Source organism: Pseudomonas saxonica, from assembly GCF_007858365.1.
Taxonomy (GTDB): Bacteria; Pseudomonadota; Gammaproteobacteria; order Pseudomonadales; family Pseudomonadaceae; genus Aquipseudomonas; species Aquipseudomonas saxonica.
The window spans coordinates 166,059-192,626 of sequence record NZ_VFIO01000002.1 but is presented as its reverse complement, the minus strand read 5'-3'; the positions used below and the strand labels follow the sequence as shown (position 1 = coordinate 192,626).

Here is a 26,568-nt window from a genome sequence, read left to right as displayed (position 1 = left end):
TTATCAGATGGAGAGCGCTATGGCTTGGAATGAGCCGGGTGGCAACTCGAATAATCAAGATCCCTGGGGTGGCAAACGCCCTAAAAATGGCGACCGCAAGGGACCACCAGATCTCGACGAAGCCTTCCGAAAGCTGCAGGAAAGCCTGAATGGGTTGTTCGGTGGTGGAAAAAAACGCACGGGCGGCAGTGGTGGTGACAGTGGGTCGGGCGGCAAGGGTGCCGGTTTCGGACTGCTGGGCATTGGCCTGGTCGCATTGGCAGCCGTTTGGCTGTACAGCGCAGTCTATGTAGTCGATGAGCAGGAGCAAGCCGTAGTGCTGCGCCTGGGCAAGTACTACGACACTGTAGGGCCGGGCCTGAACATCTACTTCCCACCGTTCGATAAAAAGTACATGGAAAACGTGACGCGTGAGCGTGCGTATACCAAGCAGGGTCAAATGCTGACTGAAGACGAAAACATCGTCGAAGTGCCGCTGACCGTGCAGTACAAGATCAGCAACCTGCGCGATTTCGTGCTCAACGTTGATCAGCCGGAAGTCAGCCTGCAACAAGCCACCGACAGTGCCCTGCGCCATGTCGTAGGCTCTACCTCGATGGACCAGGTGCTGACCGAAGGTCGTGAGCAAATGGCTATCGAGATCAAGGAACGTTTGCAGCGCTTCCTCGATACCTACAAGACCGGTATCACCGTGACTCAGGTCAACGTACAGAACGCAGCCGCACCGCGTGAAGTACAAGAAGCCTTTGATGACGTGATTCGTGCCCGTGAAGACGAGCAGCGTGCCCGCAACCAGGCCGAAAGCTACGCCAATGGTGTAGTGCCGGAAGCCCGTGGTCAGGCGCAGCGCATTATCGAAGATGCCAACGGTTACCGCGACGAAGTGGTTTCTCGTGCCAAAGGTGAGGCAGACCGCTTTACCAAGCTGGTGGCCGAGTACCGCAAAGCTCCGGACGTGACGCGTGACCGTCTGTATCTGGACACCATGCAGGACGTCTTCAGCAACACCAGCAAAGTACTCGTGACCGGTAACAAGAACGGCCAGAGCAACCTGCTGTACTTGCCGTTGGACAAAATGATCGAAGGCCGTAATGGCAGCACCCCGGCAACGGGTTCGGCAGCTGCGTCGAGCACCAGTGATTCTGGCTCGCACACCAGCACGGATCTGCCGACACCACCGCGTACCAGGGAGAGTCGCTGATGAGCAATAAATCGCTGATCGCCCTTATTGTTGCCGTTGTCGTGGCGATCGTTGCCTGGAACAGCTTCTACATCGTCTCGCAAACTGAACGTGCCGTTCTGCTGCGCTTTGGCCGTGTGGTTCAGACCGATGTTCAGCCGGGTCTTCACGTGAAGATTCCTTACGTCAACCAGGTGCGCAAGTTCGACGCCCGTCTGATGACGCTGGATGCGCCGACACAGCGTTTCCTGACGCTGGAAAAGAAAGCGGTCATGGTGGATGCCTTCGCCAAGTGGCGTGTGAAAGATGCCGAGCGCTTCTACACCGCTACCTCCGGTATGAAGCAGATTGCTGACGAGCGTCTGTCGCGTCGTCTGGAATCCGGCCTGCGTGACCAGTTCGGTAAGCGCACCCTGCACGAAGTGGTGTCAGGTGAGCGTGATGCATTGATGGCTGACATCACCGCATCGCTGAACAAAATGGCTGAAAAAGAGCTGGGCATCGAAGTGGTCGACGTTCGCGTCAAAGCCATCGACTTGCCAAAAGAAGTGAACCGCAGCGTTTTCGAACGTATGAGCACCGAGCGTGAGCGTGAAGCACGCGAGCATCGGGCCAAGGGTAACGAACTGGCTGAAGGCATTCGTGCTGACGCCGACCGTCAACGTCGTGTTCTGCTGGCTGAAGCGTATCGTCAGTCTGAAGAACTGCGCGGTGATGGCGATGCCCAGGCCTCTGCGATCTACTCCAAGGCTTACGGCCAGGATCAAGAGTTCTACCGGTTCTATCGCAGCCTGCGCGCTTACCGCGAAAGCTTTGCGAACAAGAGCGACGTGTTGGTATTGGATCCAAGCAGCGATTTCTTCCGCTACCTGGAAAAATCCAAGCCCGCGCAACAGTAAGGCGTCATGCCGTCCGATTGCCGGCCTCTGGCATCACAATCGGGCGCATGCATTCATTCCGCCGGGCGGGCAAATTGCCTGGCGGGGTGATCCTTTTAGAAAACGTGTGTATGATGCGGCAGCCGGGAAATTCCCGGCTTTTTTGCGTCTGCATGTTTGATTGACCGAACGGCTGATACAGCGTCGGCAGATTTTTTCGAGGAATGTGCTGTGTAAGCCTGTTGCTTCAGGCTTTTTTGCTGTGCGCGCTCAAGACGCAGCCACGTTCTGCTTTACTCAAGGCTCGCCTGCTGGCAAGCCGCCCGGATCATAGGGGAATGGCGTAATGGCAACAGTAGACCGCTGGCTTCTGCCAGATGGCATCGAAGAAGTACTTCCACCTGAAGCAGCCCGCATCGAAGTGGCGCGGCGTCAGGTGTTGGATCTGTTCCAGAGCTGGGGCTATGAGTTCGTCGTCACCCCGCATATCGAATACCTGGAGTCCTTGCTGACTGGGGCAGGCCAGGATCTCGACTTGCGCACCTTCAAGGTTATTGACCCGCAAACGGGTCGCCAGATGGGGTTTCGTGCCGACATCACGCCGCAAGTGGCGCGCATTGATGCGCATACCCTGCGTCGTGAAGGCCCGAGCCGTCTGTGCTATGCCGGCAGCGTGCTGCATGCAAAGCCGCGCGGCTTGTCTTCCTCGCGCAGCCCGATTCAGTTGGGTGCCGAGTTGTATGGCGATGCCAGCCCGAGCAGCGATGTCGAAGTCATCAGCCTGATGCTGGCGATGCTGCAACTGGCAGATGTGCCTGATGTCCACATGGACCTGGGGCATGTCGGTATTTACCGTGGGTTGGCCCGTGCGGCCAACCTGTCGGCGCAAGTGGAACAACAATTGTTCGACGCCCTGCAACGCAAGGCGATCGACGAAGTAACGGCCTTGACCGAAGGTTTGCCAGCTGATTTGGCGGGCATGCTCCAGGCATTGGTCGGTTTGTGTGGCGGTCACGAGGTTCTGGCTGCCGCGCGCGAGCGTTTGGCAAAGGCTCCGGCTCAAGTGCTGGCGGCGCTGGATGACCTGCAAGCGATTGCGCAAGGGTTGTCTGTGCGTTTCCCGCAGTTGCCGTTGTACTTTGACCTGGGCGAGTTGCGTGGGTATCACTACCACACAGGTGTAGTGTTTGCGGTATTTGTACCGGGCGTTGGGGATTCCATCGCTCAGGGCGGCCGTTATGACGACATCGGTGCTGTCTTCGGGCGTGCCCGGCCGGCAACCGGCTTTTCGACCGATTTGAAAACCCTGGTGACCCTGGGGCGTGCGCAAGTCGAGTTGCCGTCTGGTGGTATATGGATGCCCGACAGCACGGATGCGGCACTCTGGCAGCAGGTTTGCCAGCTTCGCAGTGAAGGTCAGCGTGTGGTTCAGGCATTGCCTGGGCAGCAGCAGGCCGGGGCCCAAGAGGCTGACTGCGACCGCCAATTGATTCAGCAGAATGGCCTGTGGCAAGTAGTGCCGCTGGTTTCTTGAGTTTTCCTGCCGGCAATTGCCGGCACCAAGTTTGCGCGAATGAGGACAAGTGTTATGGGTAAGAATGTCGTAGTCCTGGGCACCCAATGGGGTGATGAGGGCAAAGGCAAGATCGTTGATCTGCTGACCGAACATGCTGCCGCTGTAGTGCGTTACCAAGGTGGTCACAACGCTGGCCACACCTTGGTGATCGACGGCGAAAAAACCGTATTGCACCTGATTCCGTCGGGCGTGTTGCGCGAAGGCGTGCAATGCCTGATCGGCAACGGTGTCGTGGTCGCTCCCGACGCCCTGCTGCGTGAAATCATCAAGCTGGAAGAAAAAGGCGTACCGGTGCGTGAGCGCCTGCGTATCAGCCCGTCCTGCCCGCTGATCCTGTCGTTCCACGTTGCTCTGGACCAGGCCCGTGAAAAGGCCCGTGGCGAGCTGAAGATCGGCACGACCGGTCGCGGCATTGGCCCTGCGTATGAAGACAAAGTGGCACGTCGTGGCCTGCGTGTTGGCGATCTGCTGAACATGCCGCGCTTTGAAGCCAAGCTGCGTGAACTGGTGGAATACCACAACTTCATGTTGGTAGGTTTCTACAAAGAGCCAGCCATCGACTTCGACAAAACCCTGGCCGAGTGCAAGGAATACGCTGAGCTGCTCAAGCCGCTGATGCTGGACGTGACCGCTGAGCTGCACGGCCTGCGCCGCGCTGGCAAAGACATCATGTTTGAAGGCGCACAAGGTTCGCTGCTCGACATCGACCACGGCACCTACCCGTACGTAACCAGCTCCAACACCACCGCTGGTGGCGTTGCAACGGGTTCGGGCGTTGGCCCGATGTTCCTGGATTACATCCTGGGCATCACCAAGGCTTACACCACTCGCGTTGGTTCGGGCCCGTTCCCGACTGAGCTGTTCGACGACGTTGGCGCTCACCTGGCCAAACAGGGTCACGAGTTCGGCGCGACCACGGGCCGTGCCCGTCGTTGCGGCTGGTTCGATGCCGTTATCCTGCGTCGCGCCATCGACGTCAACAGCATTTCGGGCATTTGCCTGACCAAGCTGGACGTGCTCGACGGTCTGGAAACCATCAACATTTGCGTCGGTTACAAAGATGCAAACGGCACTGTGCTGGTTGATGCCCCGACCGATGCTGACAGCTACGAAGGCCTGCAACCGGTCTACGAAACTGTACCCGGCTGGACTGAGTCGACCGTGGGTGCAAAAACCCTGGAAGCCCTGCCAGCCAACGCACGTGCTTACATCAAGCGCGTAGAAGAGCTGATCGGTGCGCCGATCGACATCATCTCGACTGGTCCGGACCGCAACGAAACCATCGTTCTGCGTCACCCGTTCGCTTAAGTCGTCTCGATGTAAAACAAAGGGCCCTTCGGGGCCCTTTGTTGTTTGCGTCGTATTAAACGGCACGACCCTTGCTGTGGAAACCGTCAATAAAAGTGCCATCAAAATAATGGCACGTATGTGGAGGGGTTACCTGTGTCTGCCGTTCTCTCACTGTTACGAAGCCGCTTGTTAAGACCCGTGTTCGTTACCTTGGGTATCGCTCTTTTGGTGCAAGTGTTGGTGGCGGTTGCACTGACTCGGAGCACAGTCACCGCATTGGAAGCCGATCTGGACACGCGTCTGGGAGCAGACAGTCAAAAGTTGACGGTTGAATTGCAGCAGGCCAGTGAGGAGGTCAAAAACAGCCTTGATGAGCTGTCTGCTCATACTCGTCAGCGTCTGACTGCGGGCTTGGCGCCGCGCTTGAAAGAAGAACAGACGCAGCTGTGGGATTTGATGGAGAAAAATCTCAAGGACTCAGCCAATGACATGGCGCAGTTACTGGCGGCTGTGGCACCGCGGGCCATTTGGGACAACGACGTGCCAACCCTGTCTGAATTTGCCCGCCGCGCTCAACATAATCCCAATGTGTTGTTTGTTGTGTATGACGATGCGTCAGGTCAGCACCTGACGCGCTATCTCAACCGTGACAACCCGATCAACAAAGCCCTGTTGGAAAAGGGCCAGGGTGAGCGAGCGCTGGACAAGGTCTTGAGTGCGGCCCGCAACGACCCGGCGGTGTATTACCTCGAAGCGCCCATCAATCCTAACGGTGTCGAAATCGGCAAAGTGTTGATGGGTGTTTCCACAGCGTCGTTAGAAGAGGATCTGGCGGCCCTTGATAAGCGTTTTGCGAAACTGATCGTCAACAGTGAGCAGTTGGTCGGCGAAAGCTTGCAGGGTGCTGCCAGCGACAGCGCGGCGGTGTTGGGCGCACGTTTGCAGTCGGCTCAGGCGGCCGCTGCGCAAATGCAAGCCAATACCTCGCAGACCGTGCGTGAGGCGGCGGATACGTTGCGCTGGCGGATTGGCCTGGGCTTGGCGATAGTCGGCTTGGGCGTACTGTTGCTTCTGGCCGTGGTACTGGGCCGGCGCGTAGTGAACAAATTGCTGTTGTTGATTAACGCGCTCAATGATCTGGCAGCAGGCGATGGCGATTTGACCAAGCGTGTCGGCCTTCACAGCAAGGATGAAATTGGCGACATGGCTGCGGCGGTCAACCGTTTTATCGACAAGCTCCAGCCCATCGTGCGCGAGGCCGGTGATGTGGCGCAGCGTACCGGGGTCGAGATTGGGGCGATGACCGTACGCAATGCCGGGGCCAATGCCGCCGCGCAATTGCAGCGAGATGAGGTTGCGCAAAGTCTGGCAGCGCTGTCGACCATGGCCGATGCGGCGCAGTCCGAGAGCCATGCAATGCAAGCGGCGCTTAAACAGGTGCTGGAGATTCGTCAGGCCACCGATGAAAACACTCGTACCTCGACGCAAGTCGGCGGTTTGATTGAAGCCTTGGCCGGACAAGTGGGCGAGGGTGCCAAGGTGATAGAGCGGCTGGCCCGTCAGAGCGAGCAAATTGAGGTGGTATTGACGGTGATTCACGGCATTGCAGAGCAAACCAACCTGCTGGCGTTGAATGCGGCCATTGAAGCGGCGCGTGCAGGGGAAACCGGACGTGGCTTTGCAGTGGTGGCCGATGAAGTGCGGGCGCTGGCGAGCAAGACGCAACGCTCAACGGGTGACATTCAGGCGCACATCGTGGCGTTGCAGCAGGGCGCGAAAGAGGCGGTGGCGGCGATTGGTTTGGCGGGGCGTCAGGCCAATGAGGGCTTGGTGGTGTTACGCGGCAGTGTGCAATTGCAAAAAACGGTGCAAGCCTCGGTTGAGCAAGTGCATGCCGCCATTGGAGATGCAACTAAAGCCGCTGCGCATCAGGCGCAGGGTGCTCATGCCGTGCGTGGGCGGGTTGAAGTGATCCATGCACAGTCCGAGCGGGCGGCGCAGGCGGTGAATGAAACCACGGCCAGTGGCAAGGTGCTGGATGGTTTGGCGGCGCAGCTCAAGGCGAGCTTGGGGCAGTTTCGGGCTTAAGATCAAAAGCCCCCTCACCCTAGCCCTCTCCCTGAGGGAGAGGGGACTAAAGGCAAAAGCAGATTCACGAAACGCTTAGATCCAGCTCCCTCTCCCTCTGGGAGAGGGTTGGGGTGAGGGCAGGCGGACTCAGCGGCTCAAATACATCCGCGTCGTGAGCAAATACACCGGCAAACCCGACACCAAAATGAGCAGCGCCGCATAAGGAGCCGCCGCCGCAAACTCGATGTTCGAGGTGTGCGACCACACTTGCGTCGCCAAGGTATTCAGCCCTGTAGGACTCAGCAGCAACGTCGCTGTCAGTTCCTTCATCGCATCCAGAAATACCAGCGCGAACGCCGCCCCCAGTGCAGGAAAGATGATCGGCAACGTCACCCGGCAAAACGCCGAGAACGACGAAGCGCCCAAGGTTCGCGCCGCTTCTTCAAGCTGCGGGGCCGCCTTGTTCAGCGCCGTGCGGATTGGCGCCTGAGCCAGCGGCAAAAACAGCAGCGCATAAGCAATCAGCAACAACGCCGAGGTCTGGTACAACACAGGCACGAAATGCAGCGAGAAATACACCAGCGCCAAGGCAATCACCAGCCCTGGCAGGGCATGCAGCAGGTACGGCAAGCGCTCAGCCCAGATCGCCAGTTGGCCTTTATAACGCACCACCAGCAGGCCGACCGGCACCGCCAGCACCAGACACAACGCAGCGCCTCCCAGCGACAGTGACAACGACGAGAGCAGCGCTTCGCCAATCTGAGCCATGGGAAAAGCCGCCGAGCTGCCCTTGACCAGCCAGTACACCAGCATGCCCAAAGGCACGCCGCTGCCGATCACTGCCAGCGCCAGGCAATACAGTTGGCCCAGCAGCGACCACTTGCCCAGCCGCACTTGCTCGGCACGCCGCGCCGCGCCCTGACCGATGCGAATGTGGCGGCCTTTACCGCGCACTTTCAGCTCCAGCCACAGCAGGCTCAGGCACATCACCAGCAACACCGCTGACAACATGGCGGCATTGGCGTTACTGAATTCCAGCTCAAATTGCTGATAGATCGCGGTGGTGAAGGTCTGCAAGCCAATAATCGACAGTGCGCCGAACTCCACCAGCATGTGCAGGGCAATCAGCAACGATCCCGCCAGTAGCGAGGGCCAGAGCAGCGGCAGGGTGATGGTGAAGAATACCCCCCAGCGATTCTGGCCCAGCGTGCGGGCAGACTCCTCAAGCGCCGGGTCGAGGTTGCGCAAGGTGGCCGCCACCGGCAGAAAAATGAGCGGATATTTGGACAGGCTCATCACCAGAATGGCGCCGCCCAACCCCTCAAAGCTGGCGCTGAGCGATACCCACGTGAAGCTGCTGACGAACGCCGGAACGGCAAACGGCAGACACAGGATCACGCCCCACAGCCGCCGGCCCGGCAAGTTGCTGCGTTCCAGCAACCAAGCCAGCGACAAGCCCACCAGTGCACAGGTGACGGTCACGCCGACCATCAACATCAAGGTGTTGCGCATCAGGCCAAATACAAACGGCCGCCACAACAGATGCACCGCTTGCGCCCAGCCGGCTTGCCAGGCCTTGGTGCCCACATACAGCAACGGCAACAGGCTCAGGCCCACCAGAAACAACACGGGCAACAACAGCCAGATTGATGGCCTTTTGCGTTTCAGGGTAAAGCGGGCAGGTTGGGCGGCAAGCAGCATCAGAGCAGGCCTACTTCTTGTTCGAGCTCCAGCGCTTCATCCGCGTTGCCCAAGTCGGCCGGGGTGATTTTCGGCGCTTGCAGTTCATCAAACGGCTTGAGGCCGCGTTCCGAGACCATGCCTTTGCGCATCGGGTATTCAGCGGTGGTGTTGGTGATTACCCGCTGACCTTCTTCGCTGGCCATGTAAGCCAGCAATTGCTGGGCTTCTTTAGGGTGCTTGGTGGCTTTGACCACGCCGGCACTGGACACGGTAATCAAGCCGCCCGCATCACCGTCGGTGAAATAGTGCAGTTTGGAGTCCAACTTGCCTTTCTCGCGCTGCAAGGCAAACCAGTAGTAGTTGTTCACCAGTACCGCTGCCACTTCGCCATTCTCAACGGCTTTGAGCGCCACCATGTTGTTGGTGTAAGTCTTGCCGAAGGCGCGCAGGCCTGTCAGCCATTCTTCAGCGGCGTCGCGACCATGCATTTTGATAATGGCCACGGCCTGTTCCTGGAAAGCGCCGCTGGTCGGCACGAAGCCTACCTTGCCTTGCCATTCAGGGCCCGCGAAATCCAGAACTGATTTGGGCAGTTCTTCTTCCTTGATCTTGTTGGGGTTGAAGGCCACTACGCGGGTACGCGCCGTCACGCCGATCCAGGTGCCGTTAGCCGCCACGTATTCCTTGGGCAGCGCTTGCAGGGTGCTGTCGTCAGCCTTGGCCAGCAAGCCTTGCTCACCCAGGCTGTTGAGCGGTGGCGATTCTTCAGCGTAAAACACGTCGGCAGGCGAGCGGTCGCCTTCTTCGACGATCTGGCTGGCCAACTGGTTGCTGCTGCCTTTGCGCACATTGACGTGGATGCCGGTCTTGGCTTCAAAGGCGGCGGCAAGGTTGTCGCCAACCTCTTTGTGCTGACCGTTATACAAGGTCAGGGTGACAGGGTCGGCTGCATAAGCGGCGGGAGCGAGCAGGGTCAGGCCAAGCGTTGCGATGGACAAACTGCGCAGTAGAAATGTTGCAAGCTGGGTATTTCGGAGCATCATTCGCTGGGTTCCTCGCTGGGGTACAACAAAACTTGAAACAATAATAAACGATATTGTTTCTCAAGTGCGCTTGACCCAGCGTCCAATTGTGCTCCTACGACGAACTGTGATGCGTCCTTCCTCAAAGTGTGTCGAGAAAACTGCGCAAAGCTCTCAGTTCGTCCTTGTCCATGTTCAATACTTTCAGGCGTTCACTGGTGGTTGGAAACAACGGGTCGTTGACCTGCTGCGCGTTGGGCCGCGGGCGTGGCATGCCCATGTTGTAGAAGGCCAGCGTGCCCTCCATGTTGACGAACAGGCCGTTGTGCATCCACGGCGCCGTTTTCATCACCAGGCGTAATGACGGGGTGCGGAAGGCGCCCACGTCTTCAGGCTTGCGCGTCACTTCATAGCGCCCCAGGTCTTCGTATTTAGCGCGTCCGTAATAGCTCAGGCCAACGTTATGGAACTGTTCGTCGCTCAGGGCTGGGCCGAAGTGGCAGTTCATGCAGCGGGCCTTGGTGCGGAACACATGCAGGCCGTAAAGTTGTTCGTCAGTCATGCGCTGCGGGCGTCCGCGCAGTAATTGCTCGAAAGGGGTGTTGCGAGTGCTTTTGACCAGCGTGCGCTGGAACGTGGCCAATGCTTGCCCGATTCGTTCGGTGGTAATCGGGCCGTCGCCAAAAACCTGCGCAAATTGATCGTGGTAGGCCGCGTCGGTATTGAGCCGTTCAAGCAATTGCGGTATATCGAAGGCCATTTCCACCGGATCGACGATGGGGTGCATGGCTTGCTGCTCAAGACTGCCGCCTCGACCGTCCCAAAACAGCTGGGAGCTGTAGCCGCTCATCACCAGACTAGGCGCGTTTCGTCGTCCGTTCTGGCGATCATGGCCAAAGGACACTCGGCGACCATCGGCAAAGGCCATGTCGGCTTCATGACAGGATGCGCAGGCAATTTGCCCGGAGCGTGACAGCTTGGGGTCGTTAAACAGTTTTTTGCCCAGCTCGGCCTTGGCCTCGCTGAACGGGTTTTCGGGAGGCGCGGGCGCATGGTCGGGCAGGGCGGCCATTTCCTGCCAGGCCACGTCGGCATCAACCTGCGGAGCGGGCCACTGGGCGACAGGCTGGCGGTACAGCTGGGCTATGCAGGTGCTGTAATCGCTGGCCTTTTCATCGCAGGCCGACGCTGCGGTCGCACTCAGGCTGCTCAGCGCCACCCCCACGCTGAAGCAGAAAATCAGGCGGTTCAAAAGGTGTACCCCACTTCAAGCATGAATTGACGGCCGACTTCATAGGTCGGCAAGCCGCTGTTCTCGGTAGCGCCGACAATTTGTTTATCCAGCAGGTTGGTCACGTCAAGGTTAACGAACACGGCCTGGTCTTTCGCTGTGGGCACTTGCCAGGCAATGCGGGTATCCCAGGTCAAGGCGCCAGAAAACGGTGTTTCGGCCCACACATAAGCGTCCTTGCCTTCGTGCTGGACTTTTTTGCCAGTGGCTGCGATTCGGCGGTAACCGTCGCGGTAACGCAGGAAGTTACTCCAGGTCAGGTGCAGTGGCTCGATTTCGGTGATGGTGGTCAGGCGCGCGGTCCAGGGGCGGTTGTAATTGGTCGCGGGCATGTCGGAGTACTTCATGAACTTGCCGTCGTACTGGATCGTGGGGTCTTCGACGTAGGTTGCGCCGATGCTGGCACTGTAGTTCGACAGGCCGGTGTTATTGATTTTGCTCCAGTCCATCGCGAACTGACCCGAGGTGCGGGTGCTGCCCAGCGTAAAGGCTTGCAGCGGGGTAATGGTCAGGGTGTAAATGTCGGCATCACTTTTGCCGCCGTTGTAATAGGTGTAGTAGTTGGCGGCCAGCGTACTGGTGTCTTCGGACGGCTCACCAATCTGCGAGCCCCACGCGCGGCTGACTTGCTCGCGGCCCATGCGCTTGACGTATTTGACGGCGAATTCGGTGTCCCATTGCACATGGCTCAGGCCTAGGGTCAGCTCATCGTCATAGGGCACTTTCAGCTGGTTGAACTTGCTGTCATTGGCGTTCTGCTTACCTTTCACCCATTCAGAAGACTGGCTGGCACGGCTGTATTCGGTGCCCATGGCGGCGATACCGTCGCGCAGGCGATAGGCGTACAGGTTGCGGCCGTAGTAGCGGTTGGCGCCGCCGGTGATACGGGTCTTGTTGTCGCCGAACACGTCCAGCTCGATGGCCAGGCGCGGCGCGATAGTGGTCTGGCTCATGTAGTCATCGCCGTCGATCCGTACGCCGGGTCTTACGGTTAGGCGTCCATAGCGCATTTCGTCTTGCAGGTATAACGCCCAAGAGCGAGTGTCAAAGGCAACTTTGCCTTGGCTGACGGTCATCTTGTTGGCGTATTGCCCGGGCCACCCCTCTTTGGTGGTGCCAATCGAGCAGTAAGGATCGCTGCCCACACATGTGCCGGTGGACGCCACGGTGTAACTGCTGTGGGGTTTGCTGCGTTCATAGCTGGCCGAGTTCTGTGACAGTTCAAGGCCTGTTTGTACGGAGTGATCCAGCCCCAGCCAATTGAAACTGTTCCAGTCGGCCTTGAGCTTGTAAGCCAGCGTTTTCTGGGTTTCTTCGATGTCGCCAAAGCCGCCTTCGGAGGCAACTGCTGAAGTGCTCCAGTCTTTGGTCGTGGAGGAGCGCCAGAAAATCAGGTAGTCACTGTCTGAGTAACGTGACGTGTTCAGTTCGCTCCAGCTGAGGTTTTGTTCGACGCGGGCCATTGGCGCATTCCATACCAGGCGGGCGCTGATGCTCTCGCCGCCGGCTTCCATGTCTCGGGCGGAGTAGACCGAGTTAGGGCCAAAGGTTTTGGCGGTTTCCGGGGCGTGGGTCAGGCTGACATCGAGTTTCCAATCTTCATTGACCTGCCAGACGGCTTTAAGGAAGTAGTTGTCGATGCGCCGCGTCTGTGTTTCGGCAACATTGGCCGTTTCGGTCTGGTTGGAAACGGCAAATACTCGGGTCGGAATAGTGGAGTCTTTGCGTGAAAAACTGCCCATCAGACCGAAGTTGTCGGTTAAGTATCCTTCGAGAGTGGCGCGAGTGATGATCTTCTTGAACTCGGGCTGACTGTCGTTTCCGAAGCCGGCTTCAAAGTTCTCGAGATCCGGGTCATCTTCGTTGAGGTGATAGCGGGTCCACTCCGAACGCGACATTTGCACCGACACCTTGCCGTGAAAGTCCTTTTTGGGGTCGCGGGTGTTGGCCTCGACCACGCCGCCGTTAAATCCGCCAAATTCTACGGGCACGTTGCTGTCATAGACCTTGATGTCTTCGAGCAGGTCGGTGTCGAGCGCCATGCCCTGACTGCGCCCTGAAATCTCTGCGAAGCTGTCATTGCTGTTGCCGGGGTCGAGGTCGTTGTTCATGGTCATGCCATCGACCACAAACAGATTTTGCCAAGGTCGTGCGCCGTTGATACTGATGTCGGCAGGAGCAATTTCGCCCGGCGTCTTGCTGCTTAGCTGATTGTTATCGAATTGCACGTTGGGGTTGGTACGCAGCAAGCTGGTGATGTCGCCATTACCTGAAGGCAGGCTCTCGATCATTTGCCGATCAATCACCTGTTCTCCCTGGAAAACAGAATCCATCGCTGTAATCGGTGTGCTTTTGATCTGTAGGACATCGCTCTCTGCGGGCGGCAGGATGGAGGCGCTCTCGGGCGAGGTTACTTCCCACTGCAGGCCGCTGTCGCGCAACAGGCGAGCCAGTGCGTTTTCGGGGCTCGTCGTCGCGTTCACCGGCGCGCTATTGAGGCCGGTCAGCAGCGTACTTTCTGCGCTGACCTGCCAGCCTGACTGCTGCGAAAAAGCAATGAGCGCCGTGGCCAGTGGTTGGGCCGGAATCTGGAAATGCTGTTGTTGCTCATGCTGGCTCTGCGGGCTCGATCCAGGGCTGGCGGCGAGGGTCAGTGCGGGCATGCCAAGCAGCACGGCCAAAGACAACGAACGGTAACCAGAGAGGCTGACGCAACGCAAACGCGGAGAAGGCATGAGAAGACCTACGAAATTAAACGCTCTTGTCACTAATGCGAATCTTTATCAGTGACGTTCGTAAGTAAAGACTCTCGGCGGTGTGGGATTTCCATAAATAAATGAAAATATTTTTAGGCGGCTGAAAACGACGTCTTAACGCTCTACCGTTCTGCCGACACAACCAGGGTATACGGCACGCCGTCTTGCACGTTCCCGCCCAGCGGGGCGATGACGGTTTGCAGTGCGCGTTTGGGGTCGCGCATGTTCAGCGCTGCGGTGACACGGCGCTGGCCCAATGCTTTATCGGTCAGCAGAATCAGACCCGGCTGGTAGCGGCGCAGTTGCTTGATCACGTCATCGACTGATTGGTCTACAACCACCAATTGCCAGCGGCGCCAAGGGGCGACGTATCCGATAGGCAGTTGTTCCAGACGGGTTTTCCGAGCCGTTGCGTCATAGCTCAGATGGTCGCCGTAATGCAGGGTGGAAGACTCGGAAGACGAGGGGGTTTTGACGGCAACCGTGCCGCTCTCAACGCTGACATGCACATCATCGTTGTCCACGCTGACCGCAAAGGCGGTACCTGTGACACGAACACGAACCTGACCGGCATTAACGTAAAAAGCGCGGTCTGGCTCGGAGGTGACCGAGAAAAACGCCTGCCCGCGCAGCAGGGTGACTTGCCGCTGTTGGGGGTCGAACTGCACATCGGCCACGCTGTTGCTGTCGAGCAGCATGTGGCTGCCGTCTTTCAGGGTAATGTCCCGGTGTTCCGCGGTAGGGCTATGGTAGTCAGCCCGCAGGGCCTGCCAGTCGGGCAGCAGCATAAACACGGCACAGGCTGCAGCAGCGGCACCTATCAATGAACGTCTGCGCCGGCTGAAGCGATGGGGCGCAGACTTGGGCGGGGTGACGTGTACCGTGCCGCACATCGCTTCGTTCGGCAGGCTCAGTGCTTCCCCGCTCAGGCTCCAGACCTTCTGCGCCTTGCGCCACGCTGCCTCATGCTCAGGTGCACTGTTACGCCATTGATTGAGGCGCAGGGTCAGATCAGGGTCGCCCGGGTTTTCCTGAATCAGCAGCAGCCAGTCCAGTGCGGTTTCCCAGATGAGGTTCGGGGGCGGTTTATCAGTCATCACTCAGTTGTTCCGCGCAGTAGGTCAGGGCGTCGCGGACCAATTGGTGGGCCAGGCTCACAGAGATACCCAGTTGGGCACCTATTTGTTGAAACGTCAGGCCTTGCAGTCGATGCAGGACAAATGCCTGTCGAGTGCGTTCCGGCAGGCGCGACAGAGCATGTTGCAATTTGCGCAGCTCGTCCAGATGCAGGGCTTCTTGTTCAGGTGATGGCGCGTTGGAAGCATGCTCGTCCAGTAGCTCATCACGAGAGGTGTGGCGATTTTCCAAGGTGACGCGGCGATTGAGGTCAAAGGCCAGGTTGCGCACGATTCGATAAAGGTAACCCACCGGTTGCGTGAGCGGCATGAGGTTGTCGGCGCCCTGACTGAAACGTAGCCAGGCGTCTTGCACCACATCTTCGGCTTTGGACCGGCAGCCGACGATAGGTGCGGCATAGTCCACCAGAGCATGTCGATGCATGAGGTAGAGCTGTAGTCTTTCGTTGTTGTCGGACACTCGAATCCAGGAAGACGCATAGGCGATCTGAAGGTGGCCGGATATTAGTGCGAGTGAGATGGATTATCAAATGCAACGTTGGTGTACTGATGAAAGGCATCAGGCCAAGAGAGAAGAGGGGTGTGTGACGTCAAATCGCGGAAACTAAAAAGCCCGCTTTCGCGGGCTTTTAGAGTGGTCAGTCACCTGTTGGTGAGTAACCTGAATTGGTGCCCAGAAGAAGACTCGAACTTCCACGACCTTGCGGTCACCAGCACCTGAAGCTGGCGTGTCTACCAATTTCACCATCTGGGCAGTATCAGCAACGTTGCCGCTGTTGATGTGGCGCACTATACGGACAGGTTTTAAATCTGTAAACCCCTGTTTTAGTTTTATTAAATCAGCGGCTTAGAACGCAAAAACCCGCTTTCGCGGGTTTTTGTGTGAGTGTGAAGATTGTACTAATCTACAACTCTAAATTGGTGCCCAGAAGAAGACTCGAACTTCCACGACCTTGCGATCACCAGCACCTGAAGCTGGCGTGTCTACCAATTTCACCATCTGGGCAGCATCTTCAACGTTGCCGTTGTCGATGGCGCGCACTATACGGATGACCCTTTGACCTGTAAAGCGTTGTGATTAAAAATATTGAAAATATTTCGCGAACGGTGGGGCGGCAGTGTCAAAGCGTGTCAGAAAGGACTATTAAGGCTCTGAGTGAGTCCGAAATTTCCCGTTTCAATACGCGTATGCCAAACTAACCCGCATATAGACAAGGTGAAAACTATCTAATGGCCGATTGGCAGACCCTCGATCCCGAGGCCGCACGTGAAGCGGAAAAATACGAAAACCCTATCCCTAGCCGCGAACTGATCCTTCAGCATCTGGCCGAGCGTGGCTCGCCTGCTGCTCGTGAACAGTTGGTGGAAGAGTTTGGTCTGACGACTGAAGACCAAATTGAGGCCCTGCGCCGTCGCCTGCGTGCGATGGAGCGTGATGCCCAACTTATTTACACCCGCCGCGGCACTTATGCCCCGGTCGACAAGCTCGACTTGATCCTGGGTCGCATCAGCGGTCACCGCGATGGCTTCGGCTTCCTGATCCCGGACGACGGCAGTGACGACCTGTTTATGAGCCCGTCGCAAATGCGTCTGGTGTTCGATGGCGACCGTGCTTTGGCCCGTGTTTCGGGGCTTGATCGCCGTGGTCGTCGTGAAGGCGTGATCGTTGAAGTGGTTTCGCGTGCTCACGAAACCATCGTGGGTCGTTACTTTGAAGAAGGCGGCATCGGTTTTGTCGTGGCCGACAACCCGAAGATTCAGCAAGAAGTGCTGGTCACGCCGGGTCGCAATGCCGGCGCCAAGATTGGCCAGTTTGTTGAAGTGAAGATTACTCACTGGCCGACGCCGCGCTTTCAGCCGCAAGGTGATGTGCTTGAAGTCGTGGGCAACTACATGGCGCCGGGCATGGAGATCGACATCGCTCTGCGTACCTACGACATTCCGCATGTTTGGCCAGAAGCCGTGGTCAAGGAAGCGCGTCGCCTGAAGCCTGAAGTCGAAGAAAAAGACAAAGAGAAACGCATCGACCTGCGTCACCTTCCGTTCGTCACCATTGACGGCGAAGATGCGCGCGACTTCGATGATGCGGTGTTCTGTGAAGCCAAGCCGGGCAAGCTGCGCTTGTTCTCCGGTGGCTGGAAGCTCTATGTGGCAATTGCCGACGTGTCCAGCTACGTGAAAATCGGTTCGGCGCTGGATACCGAAGCGCAAGTGCGTGGCAACTCGGTGTATTTCCCTGAGCGCGTGATTCCGATGCTGCCCGAGGAACTGTCCAACGGGCTGTGCTCGCTGAACCCGCACGTTGACCGTTTGGCCATGGTTTGCGAGATGACTATCTCCAAAACCGGCGAAATGACCGACTACCAGTTTTATGAGGCGGTGATTCACTCCCAGGCGCGTCTGACCTACAACAAGGTCAGCACCATTCTGGAGCAGCCAAAAACTGCTGAAGCCAAGCAACTGCGCAGCGAATACGCTGATGTGGTGCCGCATCTCAAGCAGCTTTACTCGCTGTACAAGGTGTTGCTGGCGGCTCGTCACACCCGTGGCGCGATTGATTTTGAAACTCAGGAAACCCGAATCATCTTCGGCTCCGATCGCAAAATCGCCGAAATTCGCCCAACCACTCGTAACGATGCGCACAAGCTGATCGAGGAATGCATGCTGGCGGCCAACGTGGCCACCGCCGAGTTCCTCAAGAAGCACGAAATTCCTGCGCTGTACCGTGTTCACGATGGTCCGCCACCTGAGCGCCTTGAGAAGCTCCGCGCCTTCCTCGGTGAGCTGGGTCTGAGCCTGCATAAAGGCAAGGACGGCCCGTCGCCGAAGGATTACCAGGCGTTGCTGGCCAGCATCAAGGACCGTCCGGACTTCCACCTGATCCAGACCGTGATGCTGCGTTCGTTGAGCCAGGCTGTGTACAGTGCTGATAACCAGGGCCACTTCGGCCTGAACTATGAAGCCTATACCCACTTCACTTCGCCGATTCGTCGCTATCCGGACTTGCTCACGCACCGGGCGATTCGCAGTGTTATCCATTCCAAAATGGATACCCCGCACGTTCGCCGTGCTGGCGCGATGACCATTCCGAAAGCGCGCATCTATCCGTATGACGAAGCTGCGTTGGAGCAGCTCGGCGAGCAGTGCTCCATGAGCGAGCGCCGTGCCGACGAAGCCACGCGTGACGTGACCAACTGGCTCAAGTGCGAGTTTATGAAGGACCGCGTTGGCGAGTCGTTCCCGGGTGTTGTGACCGCAGTTACCGGTTTTGGCTTGTTTGTAGAGCTGACCGACATTTATGTTGAAGGTCTGGTGCACGTCACCGCCTTGCCGGGTGACTACTACCACTTCGACCCTGTGCATCACCGCCTTGCGGGTGAGCGTACCGGCCGTAGCTTCCGTTTGGGCGATACCGTTGAAGTGCGTGTGATGCGTGTCGATCTCGACGAGCGCAAAATCGACTTCGAAATGGCTGAGAAAACCCTCAGCGCACCGATTGGTCGCAAGAATCGTGGCACTGACAAACCGGCAGCCAAGACCAAGCCGGCAGGCAAGCCAAGCGGTTATGACACTGAAAAGCCGGCTGAGCCAGCAAAAACCAGTCGTCGTAGTGCGCCGGCCAAAAAGCCTGCAAAAAATACGGACGAGACTTATCGCCCGGGCGATGCAGCGGCAAAAAATGCCGAGCTGCGCAAAAGTCGTGAATTGAAACAGGCGCTGCTGGCCGAATCGAAAAGCGGCGGTCGGACATCGGAGCCGGGAAAGTCGGGTAGGGCGGCACCTGCTAAAGATGCAGGCAAGCCTTCCAAGCCGAGCAAACATCGTAAAGGCCCGCCAAAAACGGGCGCCGCGCCTGCTGCCAAAAGCAGCGGGTCGCGCAAACCTAAGGCCAAGTCATGAGTCAGTTGGAAAAAATCTACGGCATTCACGCCGTAGAAGCGTTGCTTCGTCATCACCCCAAGCGCGTGAAGCAAGTGTGGTTGGCTGAGGGTCGTAGCGATCCTCGCGTTCAAACCCTGATCGCGCTGGCTGATGAAAGCCGTGTGCCGGTGGGCAATGCCGAGCGTCGTGAGATGGACGTCTGGGTTGAAGGCGTTCACCAAGGTGTTGTGGCGGATGTAAGCCCAAGCCAGGTGTGGGGCGAGGCGATGCTCAATGAGCTGCTGGATCGCACCGAAGGCGCGCCGTTGATTCTGGTGCTGGATGGCGTGACCGACCCGCATAATCTGGGTGCTTGCCTGCGTACTGCCGATGCGGCCGGTGCGTTGGCGGTCATCGTGCCGAAGGACAAGTCAGCGACCTTGACTCCGACTGTACGAAAAGTAGCCTGCGGCGCTGCGGAAGTGATTCCTTTGGTGGCGGTGACTAACCTCGCTGCGACCTTGAAAAAACTGCAGCAGCGCGGTCTGTGGGTTGTCGGTACTGCCGGCGAAGCCGAGCAGGAGCTGTACGAGCAAGACCTGACCGGCCCGACCATCTTGATCATGGGTGCCGAAGGCAAAGGCATGCGTCGTCTGACGCGTGAGCATTGCGATTACCTGGTGCGCCTGCCTATGGCCGGTAGCGTCAGCAGCCTGAACGTATCGGTGGCGACGGGCGTCTGCCTGTTCGAAGCCCTGCGCCAGCGCAGCGTGAAAGCCAAGGCCCCAGCCAAGAAGAAGTAATCATCTATCCGCTGCCCCAGGCTGCGTTAAGGCCGCAGGCCTTCAAGCTTGAACCGTCAAGCCGAGCGTTGCATGCTCGATCGCAGCCCGCGGCAGCGGCTACAGATGACCGTACGGCAAGATTGTTCAAATAATCACCAATTGCCTTGCGCCTCTCTTGTGCCTTCTCTACAATTGCGCCCCTTGCCGTCATGGCGGGCGCATATGTGCCTCTCTAGGCAAGACACACAAGTGTCATTCACTCCTTGTCTGACCGCTTTTTAGTTAGCGGCAGGCTACAACCCGTAAGGAGCATTCATGCGTCATTACGAAATCATCTTTTTGGTCCACCCGGATCAAAGCGAACAAGTCGGCGGCATGGTAGAGCGTTACACCAAGCTGATCGAAGAAGACGGCGGCAAAATCCACCGTCTGGAAGATTGGGGCCGTCGTCAACTGGCCTACGCAATCAACAATGTTCACAAGGCTCACTACGTGATGCTGAACGTTGAATGCACTGGCAAAGCCCTGGCTGAGCTGGAAGACAACTTCCGTTACAACGATGCTGTGATCCGTAACCTGGTCATCCGTCGCGACGAAGCCGTAACTGGCCAGTCCGAGATGCTCAAGGCTGAAGAGAACCGCAGTGAGCGCCGTGAGCGTCGTGACCGTCCTGAGCATTCTGACAGCGCCGATGGCGATGACAGCGATAACAGCGACGCCAGCGATAACGCTGACGAGTAATCCACGGACCTTTTGAGGAGCCAATTACATGGCACGTTTCTTCCGTCGTCGTAAATTCTGCCGCTTCACAGCAGAAGAAGTGAAAGAGATCGATTACAAAGATCTCAACACTCTGAAAGCCTACGTATCCGAAACCGGCAAAATTGTTCCAAGCCGTATCACCGGTACTAAAGCTCGTTATCAGCGTCAGCTGGCCACCGCTATCAAGCGCGCCCGCTTCCTGGCCCTGCTGGCCTACACCGACAGCCACGGCCGCTGAGACCGGGCAGTCGACAGGTAGTAAAGGATTGAAAGTATGCGCGCCTTAGCTGAGTTCATCATGCGAGGCCGTGTACAGGCCACGTTAATCGTGGCCGGATGTGCGGCATTGCCGTTTTTGTTCTGGTTGAGTGCTGCTGCAGGGTGCCTTGTGCTTCTGCGGCGCGGTCCGAGAGATGCCTTGAGCATCCTCTCATGGGCTTTACTGCCGGCCTTGGTCTGGTGGTTTATCGGAGAGCCTCGCACCTTGATGGTGCTGCTGGGTACTCTGGGATTGGCGATGCTTTTGCGCGCCGGTCAGCCTTGGTATCGCGTGCTGCTGGTCAGCGTAGCGTTGGGTGTGGTGTATGGCGTGATCCTGGGTACGGTTTTCCGCGAACCCATTGGTGCGATGGCGCAGGAGTTGGAAAAACTTCTGCCGCAGGTCCTCAATGGTCTCTACGACAAGTTATCTGACGTAGAGCGAGCGCGCCTTGGAGCACTGATTGCACCCGTCCTTACCGGTTTGATTGCAGCTTTGATGCAGGTCGTCAGCGTGCTGAGCCTGATACTTGGGCGTTACTGGCAAGCGCTGTTGTACAACCCGGGCGGTTTTGCCAGCGAGTTTCGCAGCATCCGCCTACCGCTGGGTCCAGCGTTATTGTTGCTGGCGTGCATGCTTGTTGGGCCGAACTTCGGTCCTCAAATGGCCATGCTCACGCCGTTGTGCAGCGTAGCGTTGTTCTTCGCCGGGCTGGCCCTGATTCATGGGCTGGTGGCGCGAAAGCGACTGTCCAAGTTTTGGCTGGTGGGGATGTACGTCACGCTCTTGCTGTTTATGCAGCTGATCTATCCGTTGCTCGTGGTTTTGGCCATTGTCGACAGCCTGATTGATTTTCGCGGACGTCTGGCGCCGAAAGACGCTGATAAAGGCTCTGCGGACGGTGAAGGTTAAAAGTTAAGAGGATTTTCACATGCAACTGATCCTTCTGGAAAAAGTCGCAAACCTGGGCAACCTGGGCGACAAAGTAAATGTTAAGGCCGGTTACGGTCGTAACTACCTGCTGCCATACGGCAAAGCTACCGCTGCAACCGCTGCCAACCTGGCTGCGTTTGAAGAGCGTCGTGCTGAGCTGGAACAAGCAGCAGCTGACAAGAAAGCTTCGGCTGAAACACGCGCTGCCCAACTGGCTGAGCTGGAAGTGACTATCACTGCCACTGCTGGTGACGAAGGCAAGCTGTTCGGTTCGATCGGCACTCACGACATCGCTGATGCACTGACCGCCTCTGGCGTTGAAGTTGCTAAAAGCGAAGTTCGTCTGCCGAACGGCACTATCCGCAACGTTGGCGAATTCGACGTGGCTGTGCACCTGCACGCCGAAGTTGAAGCAACCGTACGCGTTGTTGTGGTAGCTGCTTAAGCAGTCTTAACTGACTGGCACCTTGTGTGCTGGACGGTTAACATCGGGCACGATCCTGTTTACAGGTCGTGCCCTTTGTCTTTCTGCTGATCCTGATTTTCAAACCCCTGCTTTTTCAAATTCAAGTGGCCATGAACGATATCTCCGCTCCTGAGCAATACGATCTACAAACCGCAGCCCTGAAGGTGCCTCCGCATTCCATCGAGGCCGAACAGGCTGTGCTTGGTGGTTTGATGCTGGACAACAACGCCTGGGAACGCGTGCTGGATCAGGTCTCGGACGGTGATTTCTATCGACATGACCACCGGCTGATCTTCCGCGCCATCGCCAAACTGGCTGACCAGAACTCCCCGATTGACGTCGTGACCCTTGCCGAGCAATTGGACAAGGAAGGTCAGACTTCCCAAGTGGGTGGCCTGGGTTACCTGGGCGAACTGGCGAAAAATACACCGTCGGTCGCCAACATCAAGGCTTACGCCCAGATCGTGCGCCAGCGTGCGACGTTGCGTCAGCTCATCGGCATCAGCACCGAGATCGCCGACAGCGCGTTCAACCCCGAAGGGCGTAGCGCTGAAGAGATTCTCGATGAGGCTGAACGGCAGATCTTTGCGATTGCCGAGGCCCGGCCAAAAACCGGCGGCCCGGTCAGCGTCAATGACCTGCTGACCAAAGCCATCGACCGCATCGACACCCTGTTCAACACCGACAACGCCATCACGGGCCTGTCCACCGGTTACACCGACCTGGATGGCATGACCAGCGGCTTGCAGCCTGCGGACTTGATCATCGTCGCCGGTCGTCCATCCATGGGTAAAACCACCTTTGCGATGAACCTGGTAGAAAACGCCGTGTTACGCAGTGAGAAGGCTGTACTGGTTTACTCCCTCGAGATGCCAGGTGAATCGCTGATCATGCGTATGTTGTCGTCTCTCGGGCGTATTGATCAGACCAAAGTCCGTGCCGGTCGCCTTGAAGACGACGATTGGCCGCGCCTGACCTCGGCGGTCAACCTGCTCAACGACCGCAAGCTGTTCATCGATGACACCGCAGGCATCAGCCCTTCGGAAATGCGCGCCCGTACCCGACGCCTGGTGCGTGAGCACGGTGATATCGGCCTGATCATGATCGACTACCTGCAATTGATGCAGATCCCGGGTTCCGGCGGTGATAACCGTACCAACGAAATTTCCGAGATCTCGCGTTCCTTGAAAGCCCTGGCCAAGGAATTCAATTGCCCGGTAGTGGCACTCTCGCAGCTCAACCGTTCTCTTGAGCAGCGCCCGAACAAACGCCCGATCAACTCCGACTTGCGTGAATCCGGCGCCATCGAGCAGGACGCCGACGTCATCATGTTCGTGTACCGGGACGAGGTGTATCACCCCGAGACCGAGCACAAGGGCATTGCCGAAATCATCATCGGCAAGCAGCGTAACGGGCCTATCGGCACGACGCGCCTAGCGTTTATCGGCAAATACACACGCTTTGAAAACCTGGCGCCGGGCAGTTACAACTTCGATGATGACTAAGGCTTCGGCACGCTGGATACACTGCTTGCAGCAGGTGCTCCGAACAGCTTTCTGACGCTCGGTTCCGTGTAGCAGTAATTCCAGCGCAATTCTGCCCCTGCTTCAATCTGCTCACTGGCAAACAAGACACACAGACTCATTCGTTTCCAGGGGGCAGTGCCTTTTTGCACGTCCACGTCAAAAGGTGCAGTCTCGACGTTATACCCTGACGTAGCTTGTCTGACAGGTCGCCCGTCTTCGTATTCAAAAATCGTATTGATACGTGAAGTAATGTTGTCGCCAGATAACATCACTTCTCGGGTCATCATTGTGGGATGCCCAGGTGCGTCCTCTTTGGGCAGGTTTTTTGCCATTACATCCATCAAATAAGGGTCATTACGATAGGTCGCAACGGGGGGTGGCAGCAACTCGCCACCATAGACGCCCAGAACCTCACCTTTTTGAATGACTCTTCGGCTAATGACAGTGAATTCTCCAATCAAGCTCGACTCTTGAGGAAACTTTTGATGTTCTGCTGAGAAAGGCACCACTTCCAGCTTTTCGTCGTACAAGCGCGCGACTTCTTCGTAACCTTCCCATTTGATATACGGCAATACGAGATCTTTATGAATGGTTGTTTCTGAGGTGTAAGACTTGGCCACCGCTTGAATAAACCTGATACGTAATGATTGACCGTCTACATCTCGTAATGGGTAACGGCCATTGTTAGCGCGATCATATTGGCGCTGATAATTGCGGCTGTGTTGATAGCTCGAACTGGAGTGCATGTGTTCAAGCTCCTGCTGTGTGTAAGGAACTGGGTGCGTGGCCTCTTCGCCCGTATGGTAAGAGCTTTCAGAAGGAATTAAGCCAAGGGACTCTTCGGCAGAGACCATCGATGTTAAACCCGCTCCTGAACTGTGTTCCGAAGGACTTGCTTGAGCCTGTGCCGGCGAATGTTGCGAATCAAAGTGAGTGTCGACACTTGTGCGCCTGGGCGGTGAGTTGTTCATTCCGCCAAAAAGTGCCCCTGTATTTGGATCAATGCCCCATTCGCCCTGTGCGTTTTTGCCCACATAGGGTTTGTATGCCCTGAAGGGGCTGCGAGCATCGATCAGTTGCCAGCCCACCGGGTTTCTTTTGACTTGATAGTAACGGGCGTTTTGCAGCACGTAGTAACGGTTTTCTCTACCGCTTGACGGCGCGCTTTCATAAATACCGTCGTTACGCAGTGTCTTCATCACCGGGTGCATGTTTTCTGCAAAAAGAGGATCAAAGGGCTGGAAGGGTCTGGGCGGGATTTTGATCTCAGCAGGTTTACCCCTGGCGGTTGGGGCTGGGTTTGCGAGTAACTCCATGCTGAGTTTACGTGCAGCTTGCTTCAGTGACGCCGTTTCGGTGCGCAAGGTAATTGCTTGGCGTTGGGTGCTGGAGAGCGTGTGTTCAACGGTGCTGAATAGGTCAGCCGGTTCTTTCAGGCGTACACCTGCCGAAGAAAATAGACCGTATAGCTCACCTTCACGCGTCAGCACATGCAGAGTGCCAGTATTCGCCGGCCCTGCACGGCCAAGAAGATTTCCATCAAACCTCTGGTCACGGATTTCTATGCGGTGAGAGGCGGGCCAGCCGGGAAGTTGTTCAAGTGTAAACAGCAACATGCACAAGCTTTCAGGCGTGCTGACCGAATCCAGGTAAAGGCCCTCGCGAATCCGCAACGTCTCGGATTGCCGAACATATTGGTCGACTTCCCAGCGTTGTTCTGCAGTCAGACTTTTTTCCCGTAATACTCGACTCTGTTCATGCTCACCGAGCACGGCAGATGTCTCTTCCAACTGGCTCTTGGTGAGCAGTGGAATAATCTCGCTGAGTTGTTTTTCGATAGGCGTGACCGGTTTTTCGCTGTATTCACATAGCCAGGTGAATATCCGTTGTTTGTGTTGCGCTGCCTCTTCACTTAATCGAGACGCCAATCTTGAGACGGGAGTGAAGTATGGCTTGGCTTCGTCAGGTATTGAGTCTGTATGGGCTAACGCCTCAAATACATTCGCAGGCAGTTTCTGTTCAAGTACCTGCAATAGCTCGCCTTTCCTCAGTTGTTCTTCGCTAATTGAAATCTCCGTGCCCTGCGCCCCGAAGCTCATAATTGTGTTTTGTTTGGGGTCGAGAATTTTCAATACAGTAGTCGCGGGCCATTCGGGCAGTGAACCCAGCAGGTGGAGTTGGATCAGCGGTGAGTGCGCAGAGACTGTTATGCCTTCAGCGCGGGCCATAGTGAATTGATTGATTTCTTGTTCAAAGTTGAAATGTTTTAACGTGTCTCGCAGTCGAGGTGGGGGGCGAACCATGTCCTGATGAACGTGACGCAGTTGTTCGATGTTCACCTCGCTTACTTGAAGAATCGGTTCAAATGCAGGTTGATCAATATGTAAGGCATCGGGCCCCACTCGGGTCAGGAGTGTTAAGTCATCCCAGTTTTTGACAGCCTCGTGCGCGTGCCGCCACGTCCCCACGCCATTGGTTAGCAAAGCTGGGGTGTATGCGGCCTCACTGAGCGGATGCTCTACATGCCACTGTTGTGTTTGCGGATCGCGTTTGACCTGATGGAGTACATCCTTGCCCAGCTTCAAATAGTGCCGTTGGTTGTGCTCATAGAGCCCTTGCGCGTTTGCAGCCAAGCCTTCGGGCAGTTCATGAGGGCTACGGTAAGGTGTCAAATCTGGACTCCATAACCGCCAGGATCGATTCTTGAGCTGCACTTTCACCAATGTGGCCGTGAAGCCTGCGGTCTTTATGGCACCTGCTGTGGCTAGCCCCAAAGCGACAGTGTCCATCACATCCAGCAGTTCATTCAGGGCTTGATCGCTATCGCCTCGGCTCCAGGCAGCAAAGCCGTGGTAGACACTGCTAATCAGCTGTAGCCCAGTCACAGTGAACAGTACTTCGCCCACAACCGGAATGAACGATGCAGCGAAAAACAGTATGGAAGTTCCCAATTCTTTAAAGCGTTGCAGACGTGCCTCGCGACCTCGCAAGTTTGCATCTGCAGTAGGTACAACCAACACACGAGCATCGCTTCTGATGTGGCTAATACGGTGTTCAGCGATGGAGTGGAAAATATTGCCTGTGATAGGCGTTC

At 57.0% G+C, this 26,568-nt stretch carries 19 protein-coding genes and 2 tRNA genes; 12 read left to right on the top strand and 9 right to left on the bottom strand.

Annotation, left to right across the window (positions count from 1 at the left end):
• Positions 1-19: 19 nt before the first annotated feature.
• The 5 genes from hflK (at position 20) to FJD38_RS08020 (ending at position 7,012) form a co-directional block, all read left to right on the top strand.
• Positions 20-1,201 carry an FtsH protease activity modulator HflK gene (gene hflK / locus FJD38_RS08040; RefSeq protein ID WP_122785078.1) on the top strand — a complete coding sequence of 394 codons (1,182 nt, stop codon included), beginning with the start codon at positions 20-22 and terminating at the stop codon, positions 1,199-1,201.
• Entirely contained in the window at positions 1,201-2,079 is an 879-nt protein-coding gene (gene hflC / locus FJD38_RS08035; protein ID WP_146384771.1) for a protease modulator HflC, read from the top strand. The genes hflK and hflC overlap by 1 nt, the downstream gene beginning before the upstream one ends.
• Before the next feature lie 325 nt (positions 2,080-2,404).
• Complete coding sequence (locus FJD38_RS08030) at positions 2,405-3,592, top strand: ATP phosphoribosyltransferase regulatory subunit (RefSeq protein WP_122785076.1); 1,188 nt, start codon at positions 2,405-2,407, stop codon at positions 3,590-3,592.
• Positions 3,593-3,646: 54 nt separating this feature from the next.
• Positions 3,647-4,942 carry an adenylosuccinate synthase gene (locus FJD38_RS08025; RefSeq protein WP_122785075.1) on the top strand — a complete coding sequence of 432 codons (1,296 nt, stop codon included), beginning with the start codon at positions 3,647-3,649 and terminating at the stop codon, positions 4,940-4,942.
• A gap of 135 nt (positions 4,943-5,077) precedes the next feature.
• A complete protein-coding gene (locus FJD38_RS08020; RefSeq protein WP_146384769.1) occupies positions 5,078-7,012 on the top strand; it encodes a methyl-accepting chemotaxis protein in 1,935 nt (644 codons plus the stop codon).
• A 129-nt stretch (positions 7,013-7,141) separates the two neighbouring features.
• Here FJD38_RS08020 and FJD38_RS08015 read toward each other — a convergent pair whose 3' ends face one another.
• From FJD38_RS08015 to FJD38_RS07980, 8 genes are all read right to left on the bottom strand, one after another.
• Entirely contained in the window at positions 7,142-8,695 is a 1,554-nt protein-coding gene (locus FJD38_RS08015) for an ABC transporter permease (RefSeq protein ID WP_122785073.1), read from the bottom strand.
• Complete coding sequence (locus tag FJD38_RS08010; protein WP_122785072.1) at positions 8,695-9,720, bottom strand: iron ABC transporter substrate-binding protein; 1,026 nt, start codon at positions 9,718-9,720, stop codon at positions 8,695-8,697. The genes FJD38_RS08015 and FJD38_RS08010 overlap by 1 nt, the downstream gene beginning before the upstream one ends.
• A 121-nt stretch (positions 9,721-9,841) precedes the next feature.
• Complete coding sequence (locus FJD38_RS08005) at positions 9,842-10,951, bottom strand: cytochrome-c peroxidase (RefSeq protein WP_146384767.1); 1,110 nt, start codon at positions 10,949-10,951, stop codon at positions 9,842-9,844.
• Complete coding sequence (locus FJD38_RS08000) at positions 10,948-13,725, bottom strand: TonB-dependent receptor (protein WP_146384765.1); 2,778 nt, start codon at positions 13,723-13,725, stop codon at positions 10,948-10,950. The genes FJD38_RS08005 and FJD38_RS08000 overlap by 4 nt, the downstream gene beginning before the upstream one ends.
• A gap of 143 nt (positions 13,726-13,868) precedes the next feature.
• Positions 13,869-14,843, bottom strand: a complete 975-nt coding sequence (locus tag FJD38_RS07995; protein WP_146384763.1) for a FecR family protein — start codon at positions 14,841-14,843, stop codon at positions 13,869-13,871.
• Positions 14,836-15,342, bottom strand: coding sequence for a sigma-70 family RNA polymerase sigma factor (locus FJD38_RS07990; RefSeq protein WP_122785068.1), 507 nt, complete (start codon positions 15,340-15,342; stop codon positions 14,836-14,838). The genes FJD38_RS07995 and FJD38_RS07990 overlap by 8 nt, the downstream gene beginning before the upstream one ends.
• 207 nt (positions 15,343-15,549) lie before the next feature.
• Positions 15,550-15,636: transfer RNA gene (locus FJD38_RS07985), tRNA-Leu, on the bottom strand.
• Positions 15,637-15,801: 165 nt separating this feature from the next.
• Positions 15,802-15,888: transfer RNA gene (locus FJD38_RS07980), tRNA-Leu, on the bottom strand.
• A gap of 224 nt (positions 15,889-16,112) precedes the next feature.
• Between FJD38_RS07980 and rnr the strand changes: the two genes are divergently transcribed.
• The 7 genes from rnr (at position 16,113) to dnaB (ending at position 23,453) form a co-directional block, all read left to right on the top strand.
• Positions 16,113-18,782: a ribonuclease R gene (gene rnr, locus FJD38_RS07975; protein ID WP_122785067.1), complete on the top strand. Its 2,670-nt coding sequence runs from the start codon at positions 16,113-16,115 to the stop codon at positions 18,780-18,782.
• Positions 18,779-19,546 (top strand): 23S rRNA (guanosine(2251)-2'-O)-methyltransferase RlmB, encoded by a 768-nt coding sequence (gene rlmB / locus FJD38_RS07970; protein ID WP_122785066.1) that lies wholly within the window; start codon positions 18,779-18,781, stop codon positions 19,544-19,546. Before rnr ends, rlmB begins: the two co-directional genes overlap by 4 nt.
• A gap of 297 nt (positions 19,547-19,843) precedes the next feature.
• The gene (gene rpsF / locus FJD38_RS07965) at positions 19,844-20,269 is read left to right on the top strand and encodes a 30S ribosomal protein S6 (RefSeq protein WP_003439045.1); all 426 of its coding nucleotides are present in this window, start codon (positions 19,844-19,846) and stop codon (positions 20,267-20,269) included.
• 28 nt (positions 20,270-20,297) lie between these two features.
• Positions 20,298-20,528: a 30S ribosomal protein S18 gene (rpsR, locus tag FJD38_RS07960; protein ID WP_003171373.1), complete on the top strand. Its 231-nt coding sequence runs from the start codon at positions 20,298-20,300 to the stop codon at positions 20,526-20,528.
• Between the two features lie 36 nt (positions 20,529-20,564).
• Positions 20,565-21,461: a YybS family protein gene (locus FJD38_RS07955; RefSeq protein WP_122785065.1), complete on the top strand. Its 897-nt coding sequence runs from the start codon at positions 20,565-20,567 to the stop codon at positions 21,459-21,461.
• Between the two features lie 19 nt (positions 21,462-21,480).
• On the top strand, positions 21,481-21,927 hold the full coding sequence (gene rplI / locus FJD38_RS07950) for a 50S ribosomal protein L9 (RefSeq protein WP_003439047.1): 447 nt from the start codon (positions 21,481-21,483) through the stop codon (positions 21,925-21,927).
• 131 nt (positions 21,928-22,058) lie between these two features.
• On the top strand, positions 22,059-23,453 hold the full coding sequence (dnaB, locus tag FJD38_RS07945) for a replicative DNA helicase (protein WP_016783319.1): 1,395 nt from the start codon (positions 22,059-22,061) through the stop codon (positions 23,451-23,453).
• On the opposite strand, the gene FJD38_RS07940 is transcribed toward dnaB, so the two are convergent.
• Complete coding sequence (locus tag FJD38_RS07940; protein ID WP_146384761.1) at positions 23,450-26,494, bottom strand: DUF6543 domain-containing protein; 3,045 nt, start codon at positions 26,492-26,494, stop codon at positions 23,450-23,452. The two genes, dnaB and FJD38_RS07940, sit on opposite strands and share 4 nt — an antisense overlap.
• Positions 26,495-26,568 lie beyond the last annotated feature (74 nt).

Bases quoted from the DNA above. Each gene is read 5' to 3' on its own strand.
- FJD38_RS08000 (WP_146384765.1), bottom strand. From the start codon at position 13,725: ATGCCTTCTCCGCGTTTGCGTTGCGTCAGCCTCTCTGGTTACCGTTCG.
- dnaB (WP_016783319.1), top strand. From the start codon at position 22,059: ATGAACGATATCTCCGCTCCTGAGCAATACGATCTACAAACCGCAGCC.
- FJD38_RS08010 (WP_122785072.1), bottom strand. From the start codon at position 9,720: ATGATGCTCCGAAATACCCAGCTTGCAACATTTCTACTGCGCAGTTTG.
- rlmB (WP_122785066.1), top strand. From the start codon at position 18,779: ATGAGTCAGTTGGAAAAAATCTACGGCATTCACGCCGTAGAAGCGTTG.
- rpsR (WP_003171373.1), top strand. From the start codon at position 20,298: ATGGCACGTTTCTTCCGTCGTCGTAAATTCTGCCGCTTCACAGCAGAA.
- hflC (WP_146384771.1), top strand. From the start codon at position 1,201: ATGAGCAATAAATCGCTGATCGCCCTTATTGTTGCCGTTGTCGTGGCG.
- rpsF (WP_003439045.1), top strand. From the start codon at position 19,844: ATGCGTCATTACGAAATCATCTTTTTGGTCCACCCGGATCAAAGCGAA.
- FJD38_RS07955 (WP_122785065.1), top strand. From the start codon at position 20,565: ATGCGCGCCTTAGCTGAGTTCATCATGCGAGGCCGTGTACAGGCCACG.
- hflK (WP_122785078.1), top strand. From the start codon at position 20: ATGGCTTGGAATGAGCCGGGTGGCAACTCGAATAATCAAGATCCCTGG.
- FJD38_RS08025 (WP_122785075.1), top strand. From the start codon at position 3,647: ATGGGTAAGAATGTCGTAGTCCTGGGCACCCAATGGGGTGATGAGGGC.
- rplI (WP_003439047.1), top strand. From the start codon at position 21,481: ATGCAACTGATCCTTCTGGAAAAAGTCGCAAACCTGGGCAACCTGGGC.
- rnr (WP_122785067.1), top strand. From the start codon at position 16,113: ATGGCCGATTGGCAGACCCTCGATCCCGAGGCCGCACGTGAAGCGGAA.
- FJD38_RS08015 (WP_122785073.1), bottom strand. From the start codon at position 8,695: ATGCTGCTTGCCGCCCAACCTGCCCGCTTTACCCTGAAACGCAAAAGG.
- FJD38_RS07995 (WP_146384763.1), bottom strand. From the start codon at position 14,843: ATGACTGATAAACCGCCCCCGAACCTCATCTGGGAAACCGCACTGGAC.
- FJD38_RS08030 (WP_122785076.1), top strand. From the start codon at position 2,405: ATGGCAACAGTAGACCGCTGGCTTCTGCCAGATGGCATCGAAGAAGTA.